At 41.7% G+C, this 20,242-nt stretch carries 19 protein-coding genes; 10 read left to right on the forward strand and 9 right to left on the reverse strand.

Annotated features, from left to right (window positions below):
• Window positions 1-19 precede the first annotated feature (19 nt).
• The gene (locus tag AC1DQW_RS02270) at window positions 20-442 is read right to left on the reverse strand and encodes a secondary thiamine-phosphate synthase enzyme YjbQ (protein ID WP_477452647.1); all 423 of its coding nucleotides are present in this window, start codon (window positions 440-442) and stop codon (window positions 20-22) included.
• A 292-nt stretch (window positions 443-734) separates the two neighbouring features.
• Between AC1DQW_RS02270 and AC1DQW_RS02275 the strand changes: the two genes are divergently transcribed.
• From AC1DQW_RS02275 to AC1DQW_RS02295, 5 genes are all read left to right on the forward strand, one after another.
• Window positions 735-1,289: an RNA polymerase sigma factor gene (locus AC1DQW_RS02275; protein ID WP_477452648.1), complete on the forward strand. Its 555-nt coding sequence runs from the start codon at window positions 735-737 to the stop codon at window positions 1,287-1,289.
• Window positions 1,290-1,294: 5 nt separating this feature from the next.
• Window positions 1,295-2,113, forward strand: a complete 819-nt coding sequence (locus tag AC1DQW_RS02280; RefSeq protein ID WP_477452649.1) for a zf-HC2 domain-containing protein — start codon at window positions 1,295-1,297, stop codon at window positions 2,111-2,113.
• A 15-nt stretch (window positions 2,114-2,128) separates the two neighbouring features.
• The gene (locus AC1DQW_RS02285; RefSeq protein ID WP_477452650.1) at window positions 2,129-2,980 is read left to right on the forward strand and encodes a DUF4097 family beta strand repeat-containing protein; all 852 of its coding nucleotides are present in this window, start codon (window positions 2,129-2,131) and stop codon (window positions 2,978-2,980) included.
• Window positions 2,981-2,990: 10 nt separating this feature from the next.
• The gene (locus AC1DQW_RS02290) at window positions 2,991-3,803 is read left to right on the forward strand and encodes a DUF4097 family beta strand repeat-containing protein (RefSeq protein ID WP_477452651.1); all 813 of its coding nucleotides are present in this window, start codon (window positions 2,991-2,993) and stop codon (window positions 3,801-3,803) included.
• Window positions 3,804-4,868: 1,065 nt separating this feature from the next.
• The gene (locus tag AC1DQW_RS02295; protein WP_477452652.1) at window positions 4,869-5,570 is read left to right on the forward strand and encodes an NUDIX hydrolase; all 702 of its coding nucleotides are present in this window, start codon (window positions 4,869-4,871) and stop codon (window positions 5,568-5,570) included.
• Window positions 5,571-5,668: 98 nt separating this feature from the next.
• On the opposite strand, the gene AC1DQW_RS02300 is transcribed toward AC1DQW_RS02295, so the two are convergent.
• Entirely contained in the window at window positions 5,669-6,616 is a 948-nt protein-coding gene (locus AC1DQW_RS02300; RefSeq protein WP_477452653.1) for a Smr/MutS family protein, read from the reverse strand.
• A 140-nt stretch (window positions 6,617-6,756) separates the two neighbouring features.
• On the opposite strand from AC1DQW_RS02300, the gene AC1DQW_RS02305 reads away from it, so the two are divergent.
• Both AC1DQW_RS02305 and AC1DQW_RS02310 read left to right on the forward strand, forming a co-directional pair.
• A complete protein-coding gene (locus AC1DQW_RS02305) occupies window positions 6,757-7,263 on the forward strand; it encodes a DUF892 family protein (RefSeq protein WP_477452654.1) in 507 nt (168 codons plus the stop codon).
• A 273-nt stretch (window positions 7,264-7,536) separates the two neighbouring features.
• Window positions 7,537-9,417 carry a M1 family metallopeptidase gene (locus AC1DQW_RS02310; RefSeq protein WP_477452655.1) on the forward strand — a complete coding sequence of 627 codons (1,881 nt, stop codon included), beginning with the start codon at window positions 7,537-7,539 and terminating at the stop codon, window positions 9,415-9,417.
• A 96-nt stretch (window positions 9,418-9,513) separates the two neighbouring features.
• Here the strand turns inward: AC1DQW_RS02310 and AC1DQW_RS02315 are convergent, their stop codons facing one another.
• Window positions 9,514-9,900 carry a YtxH domain-containing protein gene (locus AC1DQW_RS02315; RefSeq protein WP_477452656.1) on the reverse strand — a complete coding sequence of 129 codons (387 nt, stop codon included), beginning with the start codon at window positions 9,898-9,900 and terminating at the stop codon, window positions 9,514-9,516.
• 248 nt (window positions 9,901-10,148) lie between these two features.
• On the reverse strand, window positions 10,149-10,343 hold the full coding sequence (locus AC1DQW_RS02320) for a cold-shock protein (protein ID WP_477406851.1): 195 nt from the start codon (window positions 10,341-10,343) through the stop codon (window positions 10,149-10,151).
• Between the two features lie 274 nt (window positions 10,344-10,617).
• Between AC1DQW_RS02320 and AC1DQW_RS02325 the strand changes: the two genes are divergently transcribed.
• Together AC1DQW_RS02325 and AC1DQW_RS02330 are read left to right on the forward strand one after the other, a co-directional pair.
• Window positions 10,618-11,271, forward strand: coding sequence for an HAD family hydrolase (locus tag AC1DQW_RS02325; RefSeq protein WP_477452657.1), 654 nt, complete (start codon window positions 10,618-10,620; stop codon window positions 11,269-11,271).
• A gap of 90 nt (window positions 11,272-11,361) precedes the next feature.
• Window positions 11,362-12,123, forward strand: coding sequence for a hypothetical protein (locus tag AC1DQW_RS02330; protein WP_477452658.1), 762 nt, complete (start codon window positions 11,362-11,364; stop codon window positions 12,121-12,123).
• Here AC1DQW_RS02330 and lysA read toward each other — a convergent pair.
• From lysA to AC1DQW_RS02345, 3 genes are all read right to left on the reverse strand, one after another.
• Window positions 12,113-13,321: a diaminopimelate decarboxylase gene (gene lysA / locus AC1DQW_RS02335; protein WP_477452762.1), complete on the reverse strand. Its 1,209-nt coding sequence runs from the start codon at window positions 13,319-13,321 to the stop codon at window positions 12,113-12,115. The genes AC1DQW_RS02330 and lysA overlap by 11 nt on opposite strands.
• A 74-nt stretch (window positions 13,322-13,395) precedes the next feature.
• Window positions 13,396-14,706 (reverse strand): aspartate kinase, encoded by a 1,311-nt coding sequence (locus tag AC1DQW_RS02340; RefSeq protein ID WP_477452659.1) that lies wholly within the window; start codon window positions 14,704-14,706, stop codon window positions 13,396-13,398.
• Window positions 14,707-15,399: 693 nt separating this feature from the next.
• Window positions 15,400-16,692 (reverse strand): DUF885 domain-containing protein, encoded by a 1,293-nt coding sequence (locus tag AC1DQW_RS02345; RefSeq protein WP_477452660.1) that lies wholly within the window; start codon window positions 16,690-16,692, stop codon window positions 15,400-15,402.
• A gap of 95 nt (window positions 16,693-16,787) precedes the next feature.
• Between AC1DQW_RS02345 and AC1DQW_RS02350 the strand changes: the two genes are divergently transcribed.
• Complete coding sequence (locus tag AC1DQW_RS02350; protein WP_477452661.1) at window positions 16,788-17,744, forward strand: TolB-like translocation protein; 957 nt, start codon at window positions 16,788-16,790, stop codon at window positions 17,742-17,744.
• A 92-nt stretch (window positions 17,745-17,836) separates the two neighbouring features.
• Here AC1DQW_RS02350 and AC1DQW_RS02355 read toward each other — a convergent pair whose 3' ends face one another.
• The gene (locus AC1DQW_RS02355) at window positions 17,837-18,199 is read right to left on the reverse strand and encodes a hypothetical protein (RefSeq protein WP_477418819.1); all 363 of its coding nucleotides are present in this window, start codon (window positions 18,197-18,199) and stop codon (window positions 17,837-17,839) included.
• A 90-nt stretch (window positions 18,200-18,289) separates the two neighbouring features.
• Window positions 18,290-20,032 (reverse strand): serine hydrolase domain-containing protein, encoded by a 1,743-nt coding sequence (locus AC1DQW_RS02360; protein WP_477452662.1) that lies wholly within the window; start codon window positions 20,030-20,032, stop codon window positions 18,290-18,292.
• Window positions 20,033-20,242 lie beyond the last annotated feature (210 nt).

Here is a 20,242-nt window from a genome sequence, read left to right on the forward strand (position 1 = left end):
GTGGTTTATAACTTATACCCTACTCGCCCCAGGCGGTAATAACCAGGTCGCGGCTACCGCCATAATTTCTATGCTCGCACAGGTAAATACCCTGCCAGGTGCCAAAGGCAGGGCGACCGTTGCGGATAGGCACCATTACCGAACTACCCAGCATGGCTGCTTTTAAATGAGCCGGCATATCGTCAGATCCCTCATCATCGTGGCGGTAATCGGGATCGTTTTCGGGTACAGCCTTGTTAAAATACATTTCAAAATCCAGGCGAACGGTTGGGTCGGCATTTTCATTAATGGTAAGCGATGCCGAAGTATGCTGGATAAAAACCTGCATCATCCCCACGCGCATGCCCGCTATTTGCGGTATGGCCTGTAAAACTTCGGCAGTAATTAAATGAAAACCCCGTTTGCGCTCCCGCAGGCGAAGAATTTGCTGGTGTATTTGCATGAGGTTAAATATATCCAGAATAGATGAAGGAGCAAAGATTTTTGGACTTTCGGATGAAGGACTTTCGGACTTTCGGACAAAGGACTTTCAGACAAAGGACTTTCAGATTTTCAGACGAAGGACTTTCAGACTAAAGATGTGTTTGCCTGCTTTTGTCTGAAAGTCCGAACGTCCTTTGTCTTTTGTCCAAAAATCTTTTATCAAAAAAATCCACGATTTTTTTTCTAATTTCCTGTAACCATTTTATTTTCCTGCTGTCTCCAATATATAAATTAAACCGACCGAGTCTTTTTTGAACGCATTAAGTGATAACACGATTATGCTCCGGGTAAAAGCCGGAGATCTGGAAAGGATGGGTTTGCTGTTCGAAAGGCATTACCGTTCGCTGTATGGCTTCCTGTTCCACATGACCTATCAGCGCGAGGCCAGCGAGGATATGGTGCAAACCGTGTTTTACAAAATGCTGCGGTACCGCAACAGTTTTACCGGCGAAGGTGAGTTTATGGCCTGGATGTACCAGATAGCACGCAATGTACTAAAGGATGAAGTTAAAAAGAAAGGCAACATACACGGGACGCATTATGATGCCGCCGAAATGGCCGACAGGCTGCCCGGTGGTGCCAGCGCTGATGAGCACCTGGAAAAAAAGCAGGCTAATGCCGGCCTATATACGGCGATGAAAAAACTAAGTGATGATAACCGTGAAATATTAACGCTTAGCCGTTTCCAGGAACTGAAATACCAGGAGATAGGACAAATATTAGGCATAACCGAAGGGGCCGCCAAAGTACGTGCCTTTAGAGCCATGCAGGAATTAAAGGATATTTATACCAGGATGGAAGGTTAAACAGGATGAAGATGAATTGTGAGCAATACGAGGAAAAATTTAGCGGCTATATAGGCGGGCAGCTAAGCGCTGCTGAGCGTGAAGAATTTGAAAAGCATATAACAGGTTGCGAAGGCTGCCTGCAGGAACTTACCGCCATACAGCAGGTTTGGGATTTAATGGGCGGTATAGAAGTACCCCAACCCAGCGCCCATATGCCGGTAAAGTTTAAGGCGATGCTGGATACCTATAGGGAATCAGTTGAGGAGAAAAAAGAGGCATTCAGTATTACAGATCAGCTGGCCCGTTTATGGCAATGGCAGCCCCGCTGGCCGCTGGCTTACAGTTTGCTTATAGTGCTCATAGGTTTTGGATGCGGGTTCCTGGTTTTCGGCACCGGTACTGCCGGTAAGCAGGATGAACAGTTACAGGCCCTTACATCGCAGGTACATGAGCTAAAGCAAACCATGATGCTGGCCCTGCTGGAAAATCCTTCGGCATCTGAGCGCATCAGGGGGGTGAGCTATACCAGCGAGATCAGGCATGCCGATAAGGAAGTGATTGACGCCTTATTTGCCACGCTGAACAACGACCCGAACGTAAATGTACGTTTAAGCACGCTGGATGCCCTAACCCACCTGGCCGCGCACCCGGAAGTAAGGCAGGGGCTCATTCAATCCATCATTCAGCAGGATTCGCCGCTGATGCAATCGGCCATTGCCGATGTGATGCTTAAGCTGCAGGAAAAAGGATCGGTAAATTCATTTAAACAACTATTAAAACAAAAGGACCTTAACCCTGGCGTAAAAGACAAGATAAAGCAAACCATAACACAACTCATTTAAAAAAAATAACCATTTATGAAAACAACATTGATCACCGTTTTTACGGCGCTGGGGCTTTGTTTTGCCCAAACACTGGCACATGGCCAGGAATATAAGGAGCACATCAGCAAGCAGTTTACTTTTGGCAAAGGTATAGTGGTTGTGTACAACATTTGGGGAAGCATTAATGTAGAGGGTTACGCAGGCGATAAGGTGTTGATGGAAATTGACCAAACAATTAAAGGTAAAACCCAGGCCGACGTTGACCTGGCCAAAAAAGAATTTAAACTTGGCTTTGACCAGAAAGCAGATAGCGTAATAGCTTATACTGCCGAACCATACGATACCCGCCCACACAATTGGGACCGTAATGACAAAGAGCACCACCGGAATTACATAGTACAACTGGAATACACTATCAAAGTGCCTTTTAATATGAGCCTTGCTGTTTCAACAGTGAACGATGGTCATGTTACGGTTAAGGATGTTTACGGTTCATTGAAGGTTAATAATGTAAATGGTTCTTTAGAGATCATCAACGCCAAGGGTACTACCATTGCGCGTACCGTAAATGGCCCGGTAACGGTTAACTACCTGGCTGTGCCTCCCGGCGAATCATCATACCATACCATAAACGGGCAGATGAATATTACCTATCCCGCCAATCTATCGGCAGACCTGTCCTTCAAAAGCATGAACGGCCAGTTCTTTACCGATTTTCCTGATGCCGAGGTGATGCCAAGCAAGGTTGTAAAAACCGAAGCAAAAAGCGGTGCAGGTACTACGTATAAGATGAGCTCAAACTCCGATGTACGCATCGGCTCGGGCGGTAAACTTTTCAAATTTGAAACCCTTAACGGGAATATTTATATCAAAAAACAGCAATAACAAAGGTAACATGAAAACGATAAAGATTTTAAGTGTATTTGCAGCCGCCATACTATTAACCACCCGTTTATGGGCGCAGGAGCAACTGGTTGTTCCGCTGAGCGATCCGGGTAAACCCTATAAACTAAATGTAGGTTTGATAGATGGCTCGATAACAGTAACCGGCTACGACGGCAAAACCATTATGGTTGAAGGACAGGTTGATGAAAAGCGGAAAGAGCGTGAGAAAGAAAAAGAAAAGGTAAGCGGCATGCGCCGTTTAAACAGCAACGGGATGGATATCAGCGCCGATGAAAAAAACAACCAGGTTAATGTACGCAGCAGCATGGGTAAATCCGTTAACCTCACTATCAAGGTTCCAAAATCTGCAGGCACGTTTAAAATATCAACCGTAAACGGGGGCGATATAACCGGCAGCAACCTTGATGGCGAGCTGGAAGTAAGCAACGTGAACGGAAGCATCAAACTAACCGATATATCAGGCTCGGTAGTGGCTACTACGGTAAACGGTCCGGTAATCGTTAGCTTCAGATCTATCGATCCGAAAGCAGCTATGGCTTTCTCTACCCTCAACGGGAAAATTGATGTAACCTTCCCCGCCGGTATGAAAGCCAACGTGAAGCTAAAATCCGACCGTAGCGACATCTTTACCGATTTTGACGTAGTAACCGATCAGCATAAACCCAACGTTACCCGCAGCAATAAGGACGGTATGTACGGCCTTAAAATTGATGACTGGGTATACGGCAAAATAGCCGGCGGCGGCCCCGAGATCATGATGAAAACCACCTTTGGCAGTATATATATCAGGAAGGCGAAGTAGGGAATAATTTGAGAATCTGATAATTTGAAGATTTGAAAATGATAAGAACCGATTAATAAGAAGCCGTTTAAATTTGATTTACTCGTCATTGCGAGTAGTAAAATCCGGGGACTCTGAAGGGGGAATGACGTTGCTAAAAGGGCTGTCATGCTGAGCCTGTCGAAGCATAGTGGGAAAAGGCCTCTCCGCGCGAGTCTTCGACAGGCTCAGACTGACAGGCCTTCACACCTTGAAAATCAAATACGTCATTGCGAGGTACGAAGATAACCGACCGTAGGGAGCTCATTAATGCCTATAAAAATCAAAACACAACATTAATAATCCCCGCCTTACAGAGTAGCTTTACAAATCCGATCTGCACACTTTGGGATTGCTTCGCACCTCGCAATGACGTGTTTTTAAAGCGCTGATTATCAGAATATATTTTAATGATTCTATAAACTGAAATGATGTTTCAGCATGGCGGCGAGCCGACTCACCCCGACATCGCTGCGCTTGTCACCCCTCTCTCCGCTTGCGCATAGAGGGGATTGGAAAAATCAATAAAAATGTTTTAAACCCTCTTTCCAACGAAGTTGAAGAGGGTCGGCCATCCGCCGACTGGCGGAGTAGCCGGGGTGAGTCGTTGCCAGCATACAAAGCCGATTGCTTGGTTTAAACCTACATGTCATTACTTTTTTTTCCAGGGTTACCCTGATGGGTACCTCGCAATGACGATCTTTTTATCTATTTTTAGACAGCTTCTTAAAATCGGTGAAATCATCATTGAAAAATCGGTGAAATCGTTGTTGATTTTGCAAAAAAGACACATTGATTTTGCCCCGAATATTTCAATATTTTTTTTCGAATCAGTTAAATATTTTTCCCTCGCATGCAAATATTAATACCGGGAAAATTCATTTTAGATAAAAGTGCATTAAACTGGATATAAGTGTTATTAAAACACTACAAATCTTCCCGGTTGTTTACATTCATGTACCAGATTGTTCTTACATTTTTCATTTAGTTCACATATATCAAATGTTATTTTATATTTGTTTTTATAACAAAAGTTCAAGGTAAAAAATGCTTAAGTATTCCAAACAAACCAGGTTATTATTAGCGGTAGATTGCATAATTTTTGGCTTTGATGGGGAGGTTCTAAAAATATTATTGATTAAAAGGGACTTTCAGCCCGAAAAAGGCAACTGGAGTTTGATGGGCGGTTTTGTGCAGAACGATGAAAGTTTGGACCAGGCTGCTAACCGCATTTTAAAGCAATTAACCGGCCTGGAAGGCGTGTACCTTGAACAATTATACTCCTTTGGCGACCCGAACCGGGACCCTTTGGAGCGTACTGTATCGGTTGCCTATTTCGCCCTGATAGATATTCATAAATACGAAACACAGATAAGCGCCGACTACCATGCCGAATGGTTCCAGCTTAAGCGTGTTCCAAAACTGATATTTGATCAACAGGAAATGGTAGAGCAGGCCCGTAAGCGTATCCGTTACAAAGCGGCTATGCATCCTATCCTGTTTGAGCTTTTACCTACCAAATTCACCATTCCCCAGCTGCAGATCCTGTACGAAAGTGTTTTTAATACCACTATCGATAAACGCAACTTCAGCAAGCGTGTACTGGCTACAGGGTTGCTTATTAAACTGGCAGATAAGGATAAAGCCGGCTCCAAACGCGGTGCCTATTATTACCAGCTTAACATGCAAAACTACTATGCCAAATTCCAGGCGTTTATGAATTTTATCCCCAATCCGGATACATTGTAGCAGTTACATATAAAGATTAAAGTAAAAACAATCTCGGTATGCAAAACAAGTACCTGCCTTGTATAACGTGATTGTTTCGGCCACCTAATTTTATATTTTTATTTCAACATTACCTTAGTTGCCCCATAACCAAACTTCTCTTTCCTTGCATCCATAAAGGTTTGTACTTTAGGGTGTTTACTTAATACTTTTTGCAGTTCGTGCCGCAATGTACCATTACCGGCACCGTGTATAAAAGTTATATCGGGTAGTTGGTGTACAATAGCGGCATCAAGGGCTTTATGGAAATGCGCCAGCTGGATAGACAGCATTTCGCTGCTCTGCAAAAACTGGTAGTCGTCCCGCAGTTTTTCAATATGCAGGTCAACCTCGCTTACCGGTTTTTCAAATACAACTTTTTCCTCAGCAGGCTTAAAAAAGCTTTCCTTCAGTTTTTGGGCATCTATTACCAACTCCGGTTCATCAAGCCTGATGATCCAACCTGGCTGATTTAATAAAGGCACCTGTTTTTTTGTTGTCGAAAAATCTTTCGCCTTAAATTTTTCTTTCACTACCAATGGCGCTGGTGGCTCAATATTTTGCTTCGTATTATAAATAACATGAAAAATAAACGTGGGCCATAGCTGCAGATCGGCCAGTTGGGCAGAATAGATATTTTCTGATGAGCGCGGCGCTATTACCCCGGAAAACTCACCTTTAAACACCTGCTGCTTTTCGGTACTGAACGCAGCAAGCAACTGGAACGATGTAGTATTCACCAAATGAAAATGTACTACCGATTGCGCCTTCGCATCTGCAACAACACCAACATAAATACCTTTTTTATCAAACTGCGATAAATCAACTAGTTTTTCCTCAGCAACAGCATTTTTTTTTGACCCGGCAGGCTCGTAGCCGTGTACAGTGGTAACTTTACTAGCCAGCACCGGTATCTCAAACTCGTCCTCGCCGGTAACGCCAATCATCTGGTCGTCGATGATACGGGTTATAAAACCTTCCATTTTTTCATCAACAAACCTTACAAAATCGCCTAATTTATATTTCATAACTGTACTTATCAGTGGGCAAAGTTAGTTTATCCATACACATTAAAACAAAATAAAACATACATGCTTCTTAGTGTACCCTATATACTGGTTAATTGTAATGCACTCCTTATTCTTAATAAAGTTTCAATTATTATAACATGAATAATAATACCCGTAATACCTTAGAGCCTCATCTGTTAAAGCAGGTATTCATTCACAATCTTAACCGGTTATACTTTGGCAAATGCTACCTGGATAATAAACTTGAGCACATTATCAGCCTGGCTTCATTTAACAATTTAAAACTGGCTATAAATGAGTTTTGGTGGGATATAAAGAAACAAATAATCCGAATGGATGAAGTTTACATTTACATGAACGAAATACCCTCCGACAAAAATTGTAACCCTTTAAAAGCTATCGTTAAAGACCAGTTTTGCCTGGATGAAAAGCCTCCTATGACTATTTTAAGCGACTTTGATATCATTATGTACATTCAATTACTGGAACATGTAAACATCACATCATGCCGGATGCTAATGATGATAGCCAACCTACTGAAATACGAAAAGGTAAATCAGTTGCTTACAGAATGCCTGGATGAGTCAACAGATAATGACCACCTGTTCATGATTATATCAAAAGAATACCTGACTGAAAATTAATGTATATATCGAAATTTCCTTAAAAAAATAAGGCCATCCACAAAAAGCGGATGGCCCAAATATTAGTTATTTAATACCCCTATTAAAATAACTTGAACAAATAAAAAAAATATTTTCCATACTACCAAAACATTTACCCTTAATTAAACGGATGTTACACTTTTGTTACCAAAAACTGACCAATAAGTAAGTATATTGGTTTTTTAATTTATTTTGTAACTTTTTATTCCAAGAAGCATCTTTACATTATCCAGGCAACAATTTATTTTAACTATGAACATGATCAAACCCATTATGCTAACCGCATTATCCTATTTTGCCCTAATGCAGGTACAGGCACAAAACTTGTATATGCCGCGCGATGTACAGAAAGCTTTTAACAAAGGAACCCGGCAGGCAGATGGCAATCCAGGAAAAAAATACTGGCAAAATCACGGCGTTTACAACATTACTATTACCGCCCTGCCACCAGATAGAAATATAAAAGGCACTGAAACTATAACTTATGAAAACAACAGCCCGGATACGTTGAAAAGGCTTAACATGAAGCTGATACTGAATATACACAAACCGGGGGTGGCCAGGTTTGGAGATGCCAGTCCAGATTACTTAACATCAGGCATTCAGTTTGATAAATTTTTGGTTAACGGCGAACCCGCAAAAATAAATGGGGCCGGAGCATCAACCAATATGGCGGTTAGTTTAAATAAACCCCTGGCGCCGCATGAGCAGGTAAAATTAGATATTGACTGGCATTTCCAGATCTCGCTTGAAAGCGGCCGCGAGGGAATGATTGACCCAACCACATATTACCTGGCTTATTTTTATCCAAGGGTATCTGTTTACGATGATTATAATGGCTGGGACAGGCTTCCGTTTTTAGATGCCCAGGAATTTTATAATGATTTTAATGATTATACGCTTACTGTAAATGCTCCTAAAAACTATATTGTATGGGCTACCGGCACCCTACAAAACCCTACAGCGGTATTACAGCCCGAATATGCTAAACGCCTGGAAGCATCAATGACCAGCGACTCGACCATACATGTAGCTACAGCTACCGATCTGGCTAAAAAGAACATTACGGCTCAAAAAGATCAAAATTCATGGATCTGGAAAGCTAATGACATCAGCGATATGGCTGTTGGCATCAGCGATCATTATGTATGGGATGCTGCCAGCGCCATTGTTGATGATGCCACCCACCGCAGGGCAAGCATGCAAGCTGCGTTTCAGGATAGCGCAGCCGATTTCCATCACGCTGTACAGTCCGGTAGGCACTCTTTGAGCTGGTTATCGCGCAACTGGCCGGGGGTACCTTACCCTTTCCCTAAAATGACCGCATTCCAGGGATTTGCAGATATGGAATATCCAATGATGGTAAACGATAGTCATACCGATGATATTCAGTTTTCGGCCTTTGTGCAGGATCATGAAATAGCACACACTTATTTCCCCTTCTACATGGGTATTAACGAAAGCCGTTACGCCTTTATGGACGAAGGCTGGGCGACTACTTTTGAACGCCTGATAGGTACAGATGAAGTAGGGGCCGAAAAAGCTGATCAACTTTTTAAAGACTTCAGGATCGACAAGTGGATCCATGATCCCTCAACATCCGAAGACCTGCCAATTATTACTCCATCAAGCGAGTTAAGGGCTGGTTACGGTAATAACGCTTACGGTAAACCAGCATTAAGCCATTTTGCTTTAAAAGACATGTTAGGCGATGAATTGTTTAAAAAAGCTTTGCATGGTTATATGGACCGCTGGCATGGCAAACACCCTATCCCATGGGATTATTTTAACTCCATGAGCAATCTATCGGGCCGAAATCTTGACTGGTTTTTTAACAACTGGTTTTTCACCAATTATTATATCGATCTTGATCTGCAAAAGATAAACAAAGTTGCAGGCGGCTATACAACCAATATAAAAAACGCAGGTGGTTTTGCCGTCCCATTTGATGTTAAGATCACTTATACCGATGGTACAACCCAAACTGTTCACCAAACACCCGCTGTTTGGCAGAATAATCAGAAACAGATCCTGGTAAATATTAAAACTGCTAAAACCATCAAAACAGTAAACTTAGATGGCGGTATATTTATGGATGCCAATGAAAAGAACAATACTTTAGAGGTTAAATAAAACAACAATACCCATAAAAACAAAAAACCAGGCATCATGGCCTGGTTTTTTGTTTTTCAATATAGTACTAAATATTAGGTAGTATAGTACTAAAAATTATGCGTTTTGGATAGAATTATTCCAATCATTGGCAGCGCCTTTTACTTTTGTTTTGGCATCATTAACAACACTTTCTGCTACTTCCTGTGCCTTGTCTGCTGCATCTTTAGCCTTTGATTTTGCCGAATCAATTGCATCGTCTTTGTAATCGTAAAGGTCACTAACGGTGCCGTTAAATTTTGTTTTTGCCTTTTCAAAAGCGTCATTAATGCCGCTCGCTGTTGATTGCGCTTTGGTTTTAGCTGTATCTACAAGGTCATTTATATAATCTGCAATATCGTCTCTCAGTTCACCACCTTTTTCGGGGGCCAACAATAAACCTAATGCAGCACCCGCTGCGGCACCAACTAATAGTGCAGCTATAATTTTCGCTTGATCTTTCATTTTTTGCGTTTTAATGTGATAATTTAACCTATACTACAACAAACAACAACAATGCCAGTTTTGGGAAAGGCTAAAAGAAACAATAATTAACTTTGGTTGATGGCTTACGCCGTTTTAGAACATGGGTGAAAAACAACCCTGAAATACAAGTAATCAATTACAGCGTAGCAAAATGACTAATAACTGATCATAAAAAAAGGCATCCGCTTAAAAGCGGATGCCTGGTATGCTTAATGATTATATTATACTTAGATAACTTTTACATTTACCGCATTTAAGCCTTTTCTGCCGTTCTCTACTTCAAACTCAACTTTATCATTTTCACGGATCTCATCGATCAGGCCTGTTGAATGAACAAAAATGTCTTGACCACCGTTTGTAGGTGTGATAAATCCAAAACCTTTTGTCTCATTAAAAAATTTTACTGTTCCTTCTTTTTGCATTATTTTATTTATTAAAGGCGCCAATTTAGGCAAATTTTTCACAAACTATAACAGTGTCAGGTCAAATAAAAAACGTTTGATTTGGAAGTGTGATGGCTTGAAATCTTTAAAATTGATTTGGCGAAAGGTAATTTAATGATTTTGAATGCTTTAAAAAACAGGTCGATTCAATTTACACATCTTCAAATTTTCAAAATATATTGAATAAGCGCCCTTACTTAATTTTTAGTTTTATTAAATTGTAAGTTTGCGCCAGAATCAAAAAAACACATATATGAAGGCCTTTATATTCGACCTTAATGGCACCATGATCAATGATATGCCCTACCATACCAAAGCCTGGCAAACACTTTTAAATGACCAGCTGGGTGGCGCCTTCACCTGGGAAGAGGTAAAAAAGCAGATGTACGGCAAAAACCCCGAAGTATTGGTAAGAATGTTTGGCCCTGATCGTTTCACCATGGATGAGATGAACGACCTATCCTACAAAAAAGAAGAAAGATACCAGCAGGAGTTTTTACCTCACCTGGCGCTTTTGCCCGGCTTGCAGGAGTTTTTAGAAGCCGCGTATCAAAAGGGTATCCCTATGGCTATAGGCTCGGCGGCTATCCCTTTCAATATTAATTATGTGCTCGATAACCTTAACATCAGGCATTACTTTAAAGCAATAGTAAGCGCCGATGACGTAGTATTAAGCAAACCACATCCCGAAACTTTTTTAAAAGCCGCGCAACTTTTAGCTACTATACCTGCCGATTGTATTGTATTTGAAGATGTACCCAAAGGTGTCGAGGCTGCCGCCAACGCAGGTATGCAGGCTGTGGTGTTAACAACTACACATGAGCAGTATGAGTTTGAAAAATTGCCCAACGCACTCCATTACGCTGCTGATTTTAATGATGATTATTTTAAAGGGCTGTTAGATTAATTTATATCCCCTGTTATTTATCTGGCAGATTTGCGTATTATTGATAAAGGTTTACAATATGTAACCCTTACACCTAATCTCCCGCCTCTTATGAAAATAAAATTTTACCTGCCTGCATTACTCACCCTTGGTATATTAAGTTCATGTAGCGATCATGTTTACGGCCCTGCTTTGCACCATAGCGACATAGCTTATATGCCCAAACCCATGTCGATGGATAGTACAAAATCGGCCACTTATATTTCGGGGGCGCTGGTGCTTGATTACAGCCCCAACTTTAATGACCAGCTTACCAGCGGGCAGGTTAATATAAGCCACGCCAATACCTTTAAAAATTTTAACCTGGCTTATGGGGCTTTTACCTCGCTGGGTAATTATGCTAATAACGATCTGCAGCCCGCCGATCCATTTTATTTTAAGAATAAGTTTTTTGGCGCTGTTGGCGGCCGGTTATCGGGTAACTTTTTTATCAATAATGATAGCCGTACAGATATCAGGATAATTGGTTTTGAAGCTGCTTATAGTCACGAATTTGGCGACTATGCACGTTTCAGGAGGGCAGTAACAGGTCAGCCAAATTTTTATACCGATACCCGTACCGATCTGTTCACCGGAGGCTTAACCAGCGAAATTGTGTTTCACGGCAGAAAACCAAACACGCAGATGGGTTTCAGGATATTTGTTGGCGAAACATTGGGTAACGACAATATTTACAACAATAGCAACAATGACTACATAAGTTATAAAACGCCTACTTATGTAGCCTTCTCCTATTTTGTGCAATTTCAGCAATATTTTGCAGTTATTGAAGGCAGCACTTATGTACAGTTCAGGGTTGGAGTTAAGTTTTAGCCTGCTCCGAATAAATGCTCCCAACCCTGTCACGCAGGTTATAGCCCGATGCCATAACCTCGCCATATGCGCCTGCTGTGCGTACAGCTATCAGGTCGCCACGGAATGATTCGGGCAGGTCAACATCTTTCTGAAAGCAATCTGTACTTTCGCATATGGGGCCTACTACGTCGTATTTTAAATCAGTCGCCGGTTGCCGGTTGCCGGTTGCCGGTATTTCATTTTGAATTTTGAATTTTGAATTTCGACTTAAATTCTCAATTTGATGATAAGCCTGGTAAAGCATCGGGCGAATCAGTTCGGTCATACCGGCATCCAATACCAGGAAGTTTTTCTTTTTACCATTTTTAACATACAGCACCCTCGATATCAGCGATGCGCTTTGGGCTACCAGCGCGCGGCCAAGCTCAAAATGCACTTCCTGGCCAGGCTTTACGTTCAGGAAGCTTTTAAATACCTGGAAATAGTTTTCAAAATCAGCAATGTTGGTATCGGGGCTGTAATAATCTACGCCTAAACCACCGCCTGTGTTCAGTACCTTAACCGGAAAACCATGATCCTCAAACCAATCCTGCATTTCATTAATACGGGTACAAAGGCTTTTATAAACCTCCAGATCGGTAATTTGTGAGCCAATATGGAAGTGGATGCCTAAAAACTGCAGGCTGGCACATTTGCGCAATGCGGTGGCCACATCGGGCAGCTGCCATATATTAATGCCGAACTTGTTCTCGTCGAGCCCTGTTGTGATAAAATGGTGCGTATGCGCATCCACATTAGGGTTGATACGGATAGCCACATTTGCCTTTTTACCTTTGGCGGATGCCAGCTCGTTTATTACTTCAAGCTCCTGTACCGATTCCACATTAAAGCAAAAAATATCTGCATCAAGGGCCAGGTTTATTTCCCTGTCGGATTTACCTACACCTGCAAAAACCACCCTGCCTTTATCAAAACCATGATCAATAGCAGCCTTTACCTCATTACCGCTTACACAATCGGCACCAAAACCAAAAGACTGGATCATATCCAAAACCTTAGGATTAAAATTGGCCTTCATAGCATAATGCACATGAAAACCATGCTTAGCCGAAGCATCGCGACAGGCATCTAAAGTTTGGCGCAATACCTCCATATCGTAATAATAAAAGGGGGTATCCAGTTGCTGAAATTTATTTATGGTATTGGTATTGAACATGGTTAGAAAAGTCAAAAATCAAAATTAAAAAGTCAAAAAGGATAAATCCGAAACCGAACATCCTAAATGCGAACTCAAAACAGCCTGTTATGCAAACTCCTCAAAGTTTCCACCTTATCGTCGGTTTTTACCAGTAATGACAGGTTATGATCACTACCGCCGTATGATATCATCCTCAAGGGGATATGTTTTACAGCCTCCAGTACACGGGCCGCATAGCCATGCTTTTCGGCACCAAAATCACCTACTACGCAAATGATGGTATGATTTACATCCAGCTCTACAGAGCCAAATGCGTTAAGTTCGCTGGTGATCTCGCCCAGGTAAGTAGTATCATCAATGGTTAATGAAACAGCCACCTCGGATGTGGTGATCATATCAATAGATGTTTTATAACGCTCAAAAACCTCAAACACCTTCCTCAAAAAACCATGTGCCAGTAGCATCCTGCTCGATTGGATTTTGATAGCCGTAATGCCATCCTTCGCAGCAATAGATTTGATCTTGTCCTTCTCGCTGGTGTTGGTGATCAGGGTACCCTGGGCCTGCGGGTCCATGGTATTAAGCAGGCGTACCGGGATCTTATATTTTTGTGCCGGAAACACGCTTTGCGGATGCAATATTTTGGCTCCAAAATAAGCCAGCTCGGCTGCCTCATCAAATGATAGCTGGGCAATAGGCTGCGTACCTTTTACAATCCGCGGATCATTGTTATGCATTCCGTCAATATCAGTCCAGATTTGCACCTCTTCGCTGCGGATGCCGGCCCCTATCAGCGATGCAGTATAATCACTGCCGCCACGGCGCAGGTTATCAATCTCGCCAAAGGCATTGCGGCAAATAAATCCCTGGGTAATAAATAAATTAACTTGGGGATGTTTATCTAATAAAGGACTGATCTTTTCGGTGATATAATCAACAATAGGCTCATTATCCTCATCTATCTTCATAAAATCCAAGGCAGGCAGTAATACCGATGGTATGCCTATCTCTTTCAGATAAACATGGTATAGTGTAGTAGATAATAGTTCGCCTTGTGCCAGTATCACCTTCTCTTCAACAGCAGTAAACTGGTCATTAGCCAGGTTGCTGAGCAACGCAAAATGATAATCGATCACTTCTTTGCCTTGTTTTAAATATTCGGGATCGGCAAATAATTCCTGGATGAACAGTTCGTACTTATCTTTCAGGATACTAATCAGGCCAACAGCCTTCTTCTTATCGCCGTTTAAGTAAGCCTGACCAATCTCCACCAGGTTATTTGTAGTACCAGACACTGCCGAAAGTACAACTATTTGTCTTTCTGCAGGATTAATAATGTCGAGCAGGTTCTTCATACGGGCGGGGCTACCCACTGATGTACCGCCAAATTTTAAAACTTTCATTGCTATTTTCGTTAACCTAAAATAAGGGCACTACTGTACCTTTATTTGCGGCGCTAAAAATAGGATTTTAAAATACTTATAACTAATTAAATTTGGCAAGCCCCGCAAACAGTTTTTCGCCTGTAAATTATGACAAACGGCTTTGGCGATAACGACCATTTACCGGCTTGAATACATGTGTTACCGGCATTATGCTGCTTTACTTTCCAAACAGCAAGAACTTTTTATGACAGGTTTTGCATCGGTAGCTCTGTATCGGCAACCAAAACAATAAAGTCTTAATTAATAATGACCGGTGTATCCTTTGGCCTGTATTGGTGTGGCATTTGGTACAGGCCTTCAACTTAATTCGCTTTTTTGATGAACTTATTTCTTTTTCAACCATGTTTATTTGCTTAAAGGGCGGATGCATTTTTGATGTCAAAACACAATAGGATAGCTAAAAACAAAGTTGTGGCTTCTTCAGGAAGAGGTAAGTTTTTTTTCATGCTCTTGTGATTTGATAAAGGTTTTGTACAATAAATTAAGCCGTAAAAATAAATCTACATAAAGGAACAAGTACAAAATCACTTTACGGTACAATTTAACTTTACTGCGCTAAACAAACCAACTGCAGGTTAATATTGTTTTAACTAAATTAAAAAATGCCGACTCCCCCCAGTTTCTCGAAATTTACCGTTCAGCGGCGCAACTCTATTCCCTAAACACATTCTCCTTTACCAAAAACAAAGGCAACGATCCATGATCCAGCACCCTTGAGTGGAAATCCCTGATATTAAAATCTCTGCCTTGTTTTTTCTGCAAATCCTCTTTCCAGTGCAGTATTTGCAATGCGCCGTATTTGTAGGTAACCACCTGTGCGGGCCAGCGACGTATGCGGGCTATTTCGCGCATGGCAATATCATCCTGGTTGCGAATGTTCTTTTTCCAGAAAGCAAGGGCCTGCTCATCCGTCCATCCATAATAGTTTAAGCCAACATCAAGGGGTACCCGCACCGAACGTACAATATCCCACTCCCATTTACCCAGCTCATCATATGGGGTTTGGTAAACGCCTAACTGTTTGCCCAGCTCTTCGGTATAAGCTGCCCAGCCTTCGGCAAACCCCATATAATAAAAAAGTTGCTGAACGGCCGACGTTTTGGTCTTACGTTCGATACTTGATTGATAGTGGTGCCCCGGCACCGCCTCGTGGATAAACAGCCAATCATACTGGCGTTTGTTGTAAGGCTTATCAAAAAGGTTATAGTAAAAAGTGTTATTATCATAGTAACCCGGCGTTTGCGCCAGTTGTTTACTTTCACCGGCTTTGATTTTTAAATCTGGTATCACCAAATCATTAAAAAGCTTTGGCAGATTGTTGTAGATGATGGCTCTGCTATGTTCAAAACTTTGCTGCACAATTTTAGGATCGCTTTCAAAAAATTCAGGATCATTTAAGTGTTTGTAAAAAGCATCATCACTTAAACCGGTTTGCTGCCGCACCGCTTCAATGTGCTGCTGCACCCTGTTTACCTCGCTAACCCCGAATTTATAGATCTCATCCGGCGTTACATCGGCGTTTACCCATCGTTTTAACAAATAGGCATACCAGGTTTTGCCATTAGGCACGGTAATGATTCCACCCGCCGAAATTTTTTCGGGTCGGTGCCTCGCCCATTCCTGCTCCAAGGCCAGCCGTTCCAGATTGAGTTTGCATTCGTATTTAATCAATTGGTAATCTATTTTTTGGGATGGATTTAACGCTTCATCCTTATAATTTGATAAACCGGTATTGGCCCAATTAAAAAATTCCTGCTGCTTTTTTATACTTTCTTCGGTGCCGATGTGTTCCAATCCGCTTACATAGCTTAACTCCAGTTGCGGAAGGTTAAGGGCTTTGTAGCCACTCACAAATTCGCTGCTAAAAGCATCGAATTTGTGTTGACCACTGGCAGAAAACAGATATATCATTAAAATGCCTGCGAAAAGTACCAGTGTCTTCATAATTGGATTGCGAATAATTACAGTTATAAGCTTCGATGTTAATTTTTTACTGATGTTACAAAATTTGCCTTTAAATAATGTAAATTGTAATCACCATGCATAAACACACAGTTATACTTTTGTTGATATTTATCTGCAATAAAGCCATCGCACAAACCTACCCTGATCCTCAATTACCCACTGATACACCAAGGCATTTTGCCAAAGGCATGCTTACCGATGGTTTAAGTAATCGTGATTTTACTATTTCACCTAAGGGCGACGAAATTTTTTACACCCTGCAACAGCCCCGTTTTGTAAGCAGTATAATTCTTCATATGGTTAAAAAAAATGGCAAATGGAGCAAACCCGAAGTAGCTTCTTTCTCGGGCCGGTACCGCGATCTGGAGGCTGCATTTGCGCCGGATGGGCAAACCATCTATTTCTCGTCCGACAGGCCATTAAAGGATGGCCCCACCAAAAAGGATTTTGATCTATGGCGGGTAACGCGAAATAACAATGGCGTATGGAGCGAGCCCGAGAATTTAGGCAATACGGTTAACTCTGGCAAAAACGAGTTTTACCCCAGTGTAACCCGGAACAATAACCTGTATTTTACAGTGGAAGCAGATTATGGCAAAGGAAGCGAAGATATTGTGGTTTGCAAATCAACCGCCAATGGCTACACCAAACCCGAAAGCCTGCCCGAAGATATCAATACCAAATATGATGAGTTTAATGCCTTTATTGATCCGGACGAGCAGTTTATTTTGCTTACTTCTGATGGCCGGCCCGACAATCTGGGTCGTGGCGATTTGTACATAAGCCATAAAGATAAGGCCGGTAACTGGCTGCCGGTAAAACATTTGCCCGCACCTGTTAACTCAACCGCCATTGATTACTGCCCCTTTGTAACCTGGGATAAAAAATATTTAATATTTACCAGCAGCAGGTTAAATGCAGAATTAACCAACGGAAAAACAAAAACTTATCCCCAATTAAAAAGTTTGCTGAGCGATGCGGGAAATGGCTGGGATGATATTTATTGGGTAAGGTTTAATGAAGCGTGGTAAATTTGTAAAAAAGAAAAGTCATGCTGAATTCGTTTCACTGTTGGTCGGGGAAATAAATTCGGCATGACTACGTGCCTTGAGAAATAATCAGCTTACTTTTTCTCTTCAACTCTTTTTAATACCGAGTGAGCCTTTGAACCATTAACATCCAGATCTACAGTTGTTGAATCGCCATAAAACTTACCGGTATGCGGAATATCCATTCCACCAGTGCTAACGCTGAATGAGAAATCAGCCCCGGTTATCTTACCGTTGTTTAAAGGCACATCGCCATCGGGTGTAAGGGCAGTACCGGTTAATTTGTCGCCATCAATTTTAAAATTGTAAAGCAACGGGTACTCTGTGCCGCCAATTTCAACTTTCCCAGCCCATTTGCCGTTTAAATCGGCAATGGCTGCAAGGCATACCATAAAACAGCTAACTAATAAAGCAGTTGTAAATATTTTTCTTTTCATAACATAAATTTGTTCATAACTAAGATAAGATGTTTTTTACTAAAATATGTTACCAATAAATTATTAAAAAGTTATTATCAACACAATAACTTATTTAACGGCCACTGCTTTCAATATATAATTTTCCATGATCTTCTCGGGCTGCCATACCCTCCGATTTCTGAAATTTGCCGATGTAATAACCACCAACAACTGATATTCCGGAACTATAAAAATGTATTGCCCGCCTGCCCCACGCGCTTCTATTGAATTAATGATTTTTCCATTTACCAGGTAGTGGTAATGCCACCACAAAAAGCCGTATTCATTTTTCTCGTTATGATTTTCAAGCACCAGGTATTTTTTAAAGGATGCATCAACCCAATTTTTGCTGATGAGCTGCCGGTTTTTCCATTTGCCGCCATCGGCATAAAGCAACCCAAACTTTAACATATCGCGGGGCCGCAGGTGCATACCGCCGCCGAAGTATGGTCTGTTGAGCTGATCGTCAAAAATGATATAGTTATTTATACCTAATGGCTCAAATAAATTACGATCAATAAACAGGTCAAGCGGTTGTTTCACCGCGGTATCCATAATCACCCCCAATAGGTAAGGATTGGCCGAACTATAATTGGCATGTGTACCGGGATAATTAATCATCGGCGCCTCAACAACTGTTTTAAGCCAATCGGCAGAGTTTTGATATTCATCTTCAGACGCTGCCGACTTCCTGTCGATCCCAAAATCAATGGCATCCAGCCCCGAACTCATGGTAAGCAAACTGCCTATACTGATGGCTTGTTTCCTTTTATCATTATCGGCTGCATGCTTATACTGTCTAGGTAAAAACTGAAACAGCTTTTGGGCAGTATCTTTCAGCAAACCTTTGTCTATAGCTATCCCAACCATAGCCGATGAAATACTTTTTGATGTCGACCGCAGGTCATGCACCGTGCTCTCATCAAAACCATTAAAATACTGCTCGTAAACAAGCTTTCCGTTCCTGCTAATGAGCACACTATGCGTATTGGTGATCTTATTGGCGTTGATACTATCCACCATAAGTTTTAAATAGCCCTCATCAAAACCGGCAGTTTTCAAACCGTTAACCGGCAAACCGTCTTTCATATCAACAGGCACATTACCATTAAAAGGCAGTTTAGGGGCTTTGCCTGATAGATCCCAATCTTTAACAGACCGGTGCAAGGTAACCCCGGTAACAGGTAAACCGGCTATTTCGGCTCGCAAGGTAATAGCATCCTTAAACAGCTTGCCTTTAAATTTTAAACCGGTGCGAAAATCCCTGAACCGGACGCTATCAGCATTAAGGGTTAAGCCACCGCTGGCAAAGCCCGAAAAACGGGTATCACCCAGGAAAATATAGGCTTCGTATTTGGTCGAATCGGTATTTTCAACATCGATGTAAAACTCTGGTTTAATATCAGGAACAAACAAAATATTCCACTGGCCGGTATAGCTATTAAGTGCCTGTGCTTTTAAAACTGTATGGTAACTCCATTGCACCGACCGGATGAACAGGCGTACCTGCTTATCCTTTATTGCTCCTTTAATGGCCAGGTTACTGTCAACCTTAACCTCGAAGTTATTATTGGCCGATAGTTTGAATTTCCTTTGGATCGATTTCCCCGAAGATGACAACTGTAAAATATACTTGCCGCGGCCAAGCTTTTTTACCGCTACACTGATGCTGAAATTGCGGGGCTGGGTTAATAACCCTTCCCAATGCCCTTCATATGGTTTCATGCCGATCTGGCCAAAACAATTGCAGCTCATGAGCAGCATCAATACTATTGCGGGCAACCTGTTTTTAAAATACTGGAGTAATAACATGGTATATATTTTATAGCACAATAGTAAGTGCTTAAAACCCTTCAAAATAGTACATTGTTAACGTGCGGCAATTATTTACGGTATGCAATTTAAACAGGCGGAAAGGAGGCACCTACGGAGCCGGCAAACTCCAGGACAATTTCGCTATAAACACGGGACCCTTCCAGGGTCAAATCGCTGATGTAATACTTTAGGCCGCAGCGTAGCCAC

Source organism: Mucilaginibacter sp. P5_A4, assembly GCF_056400605.1.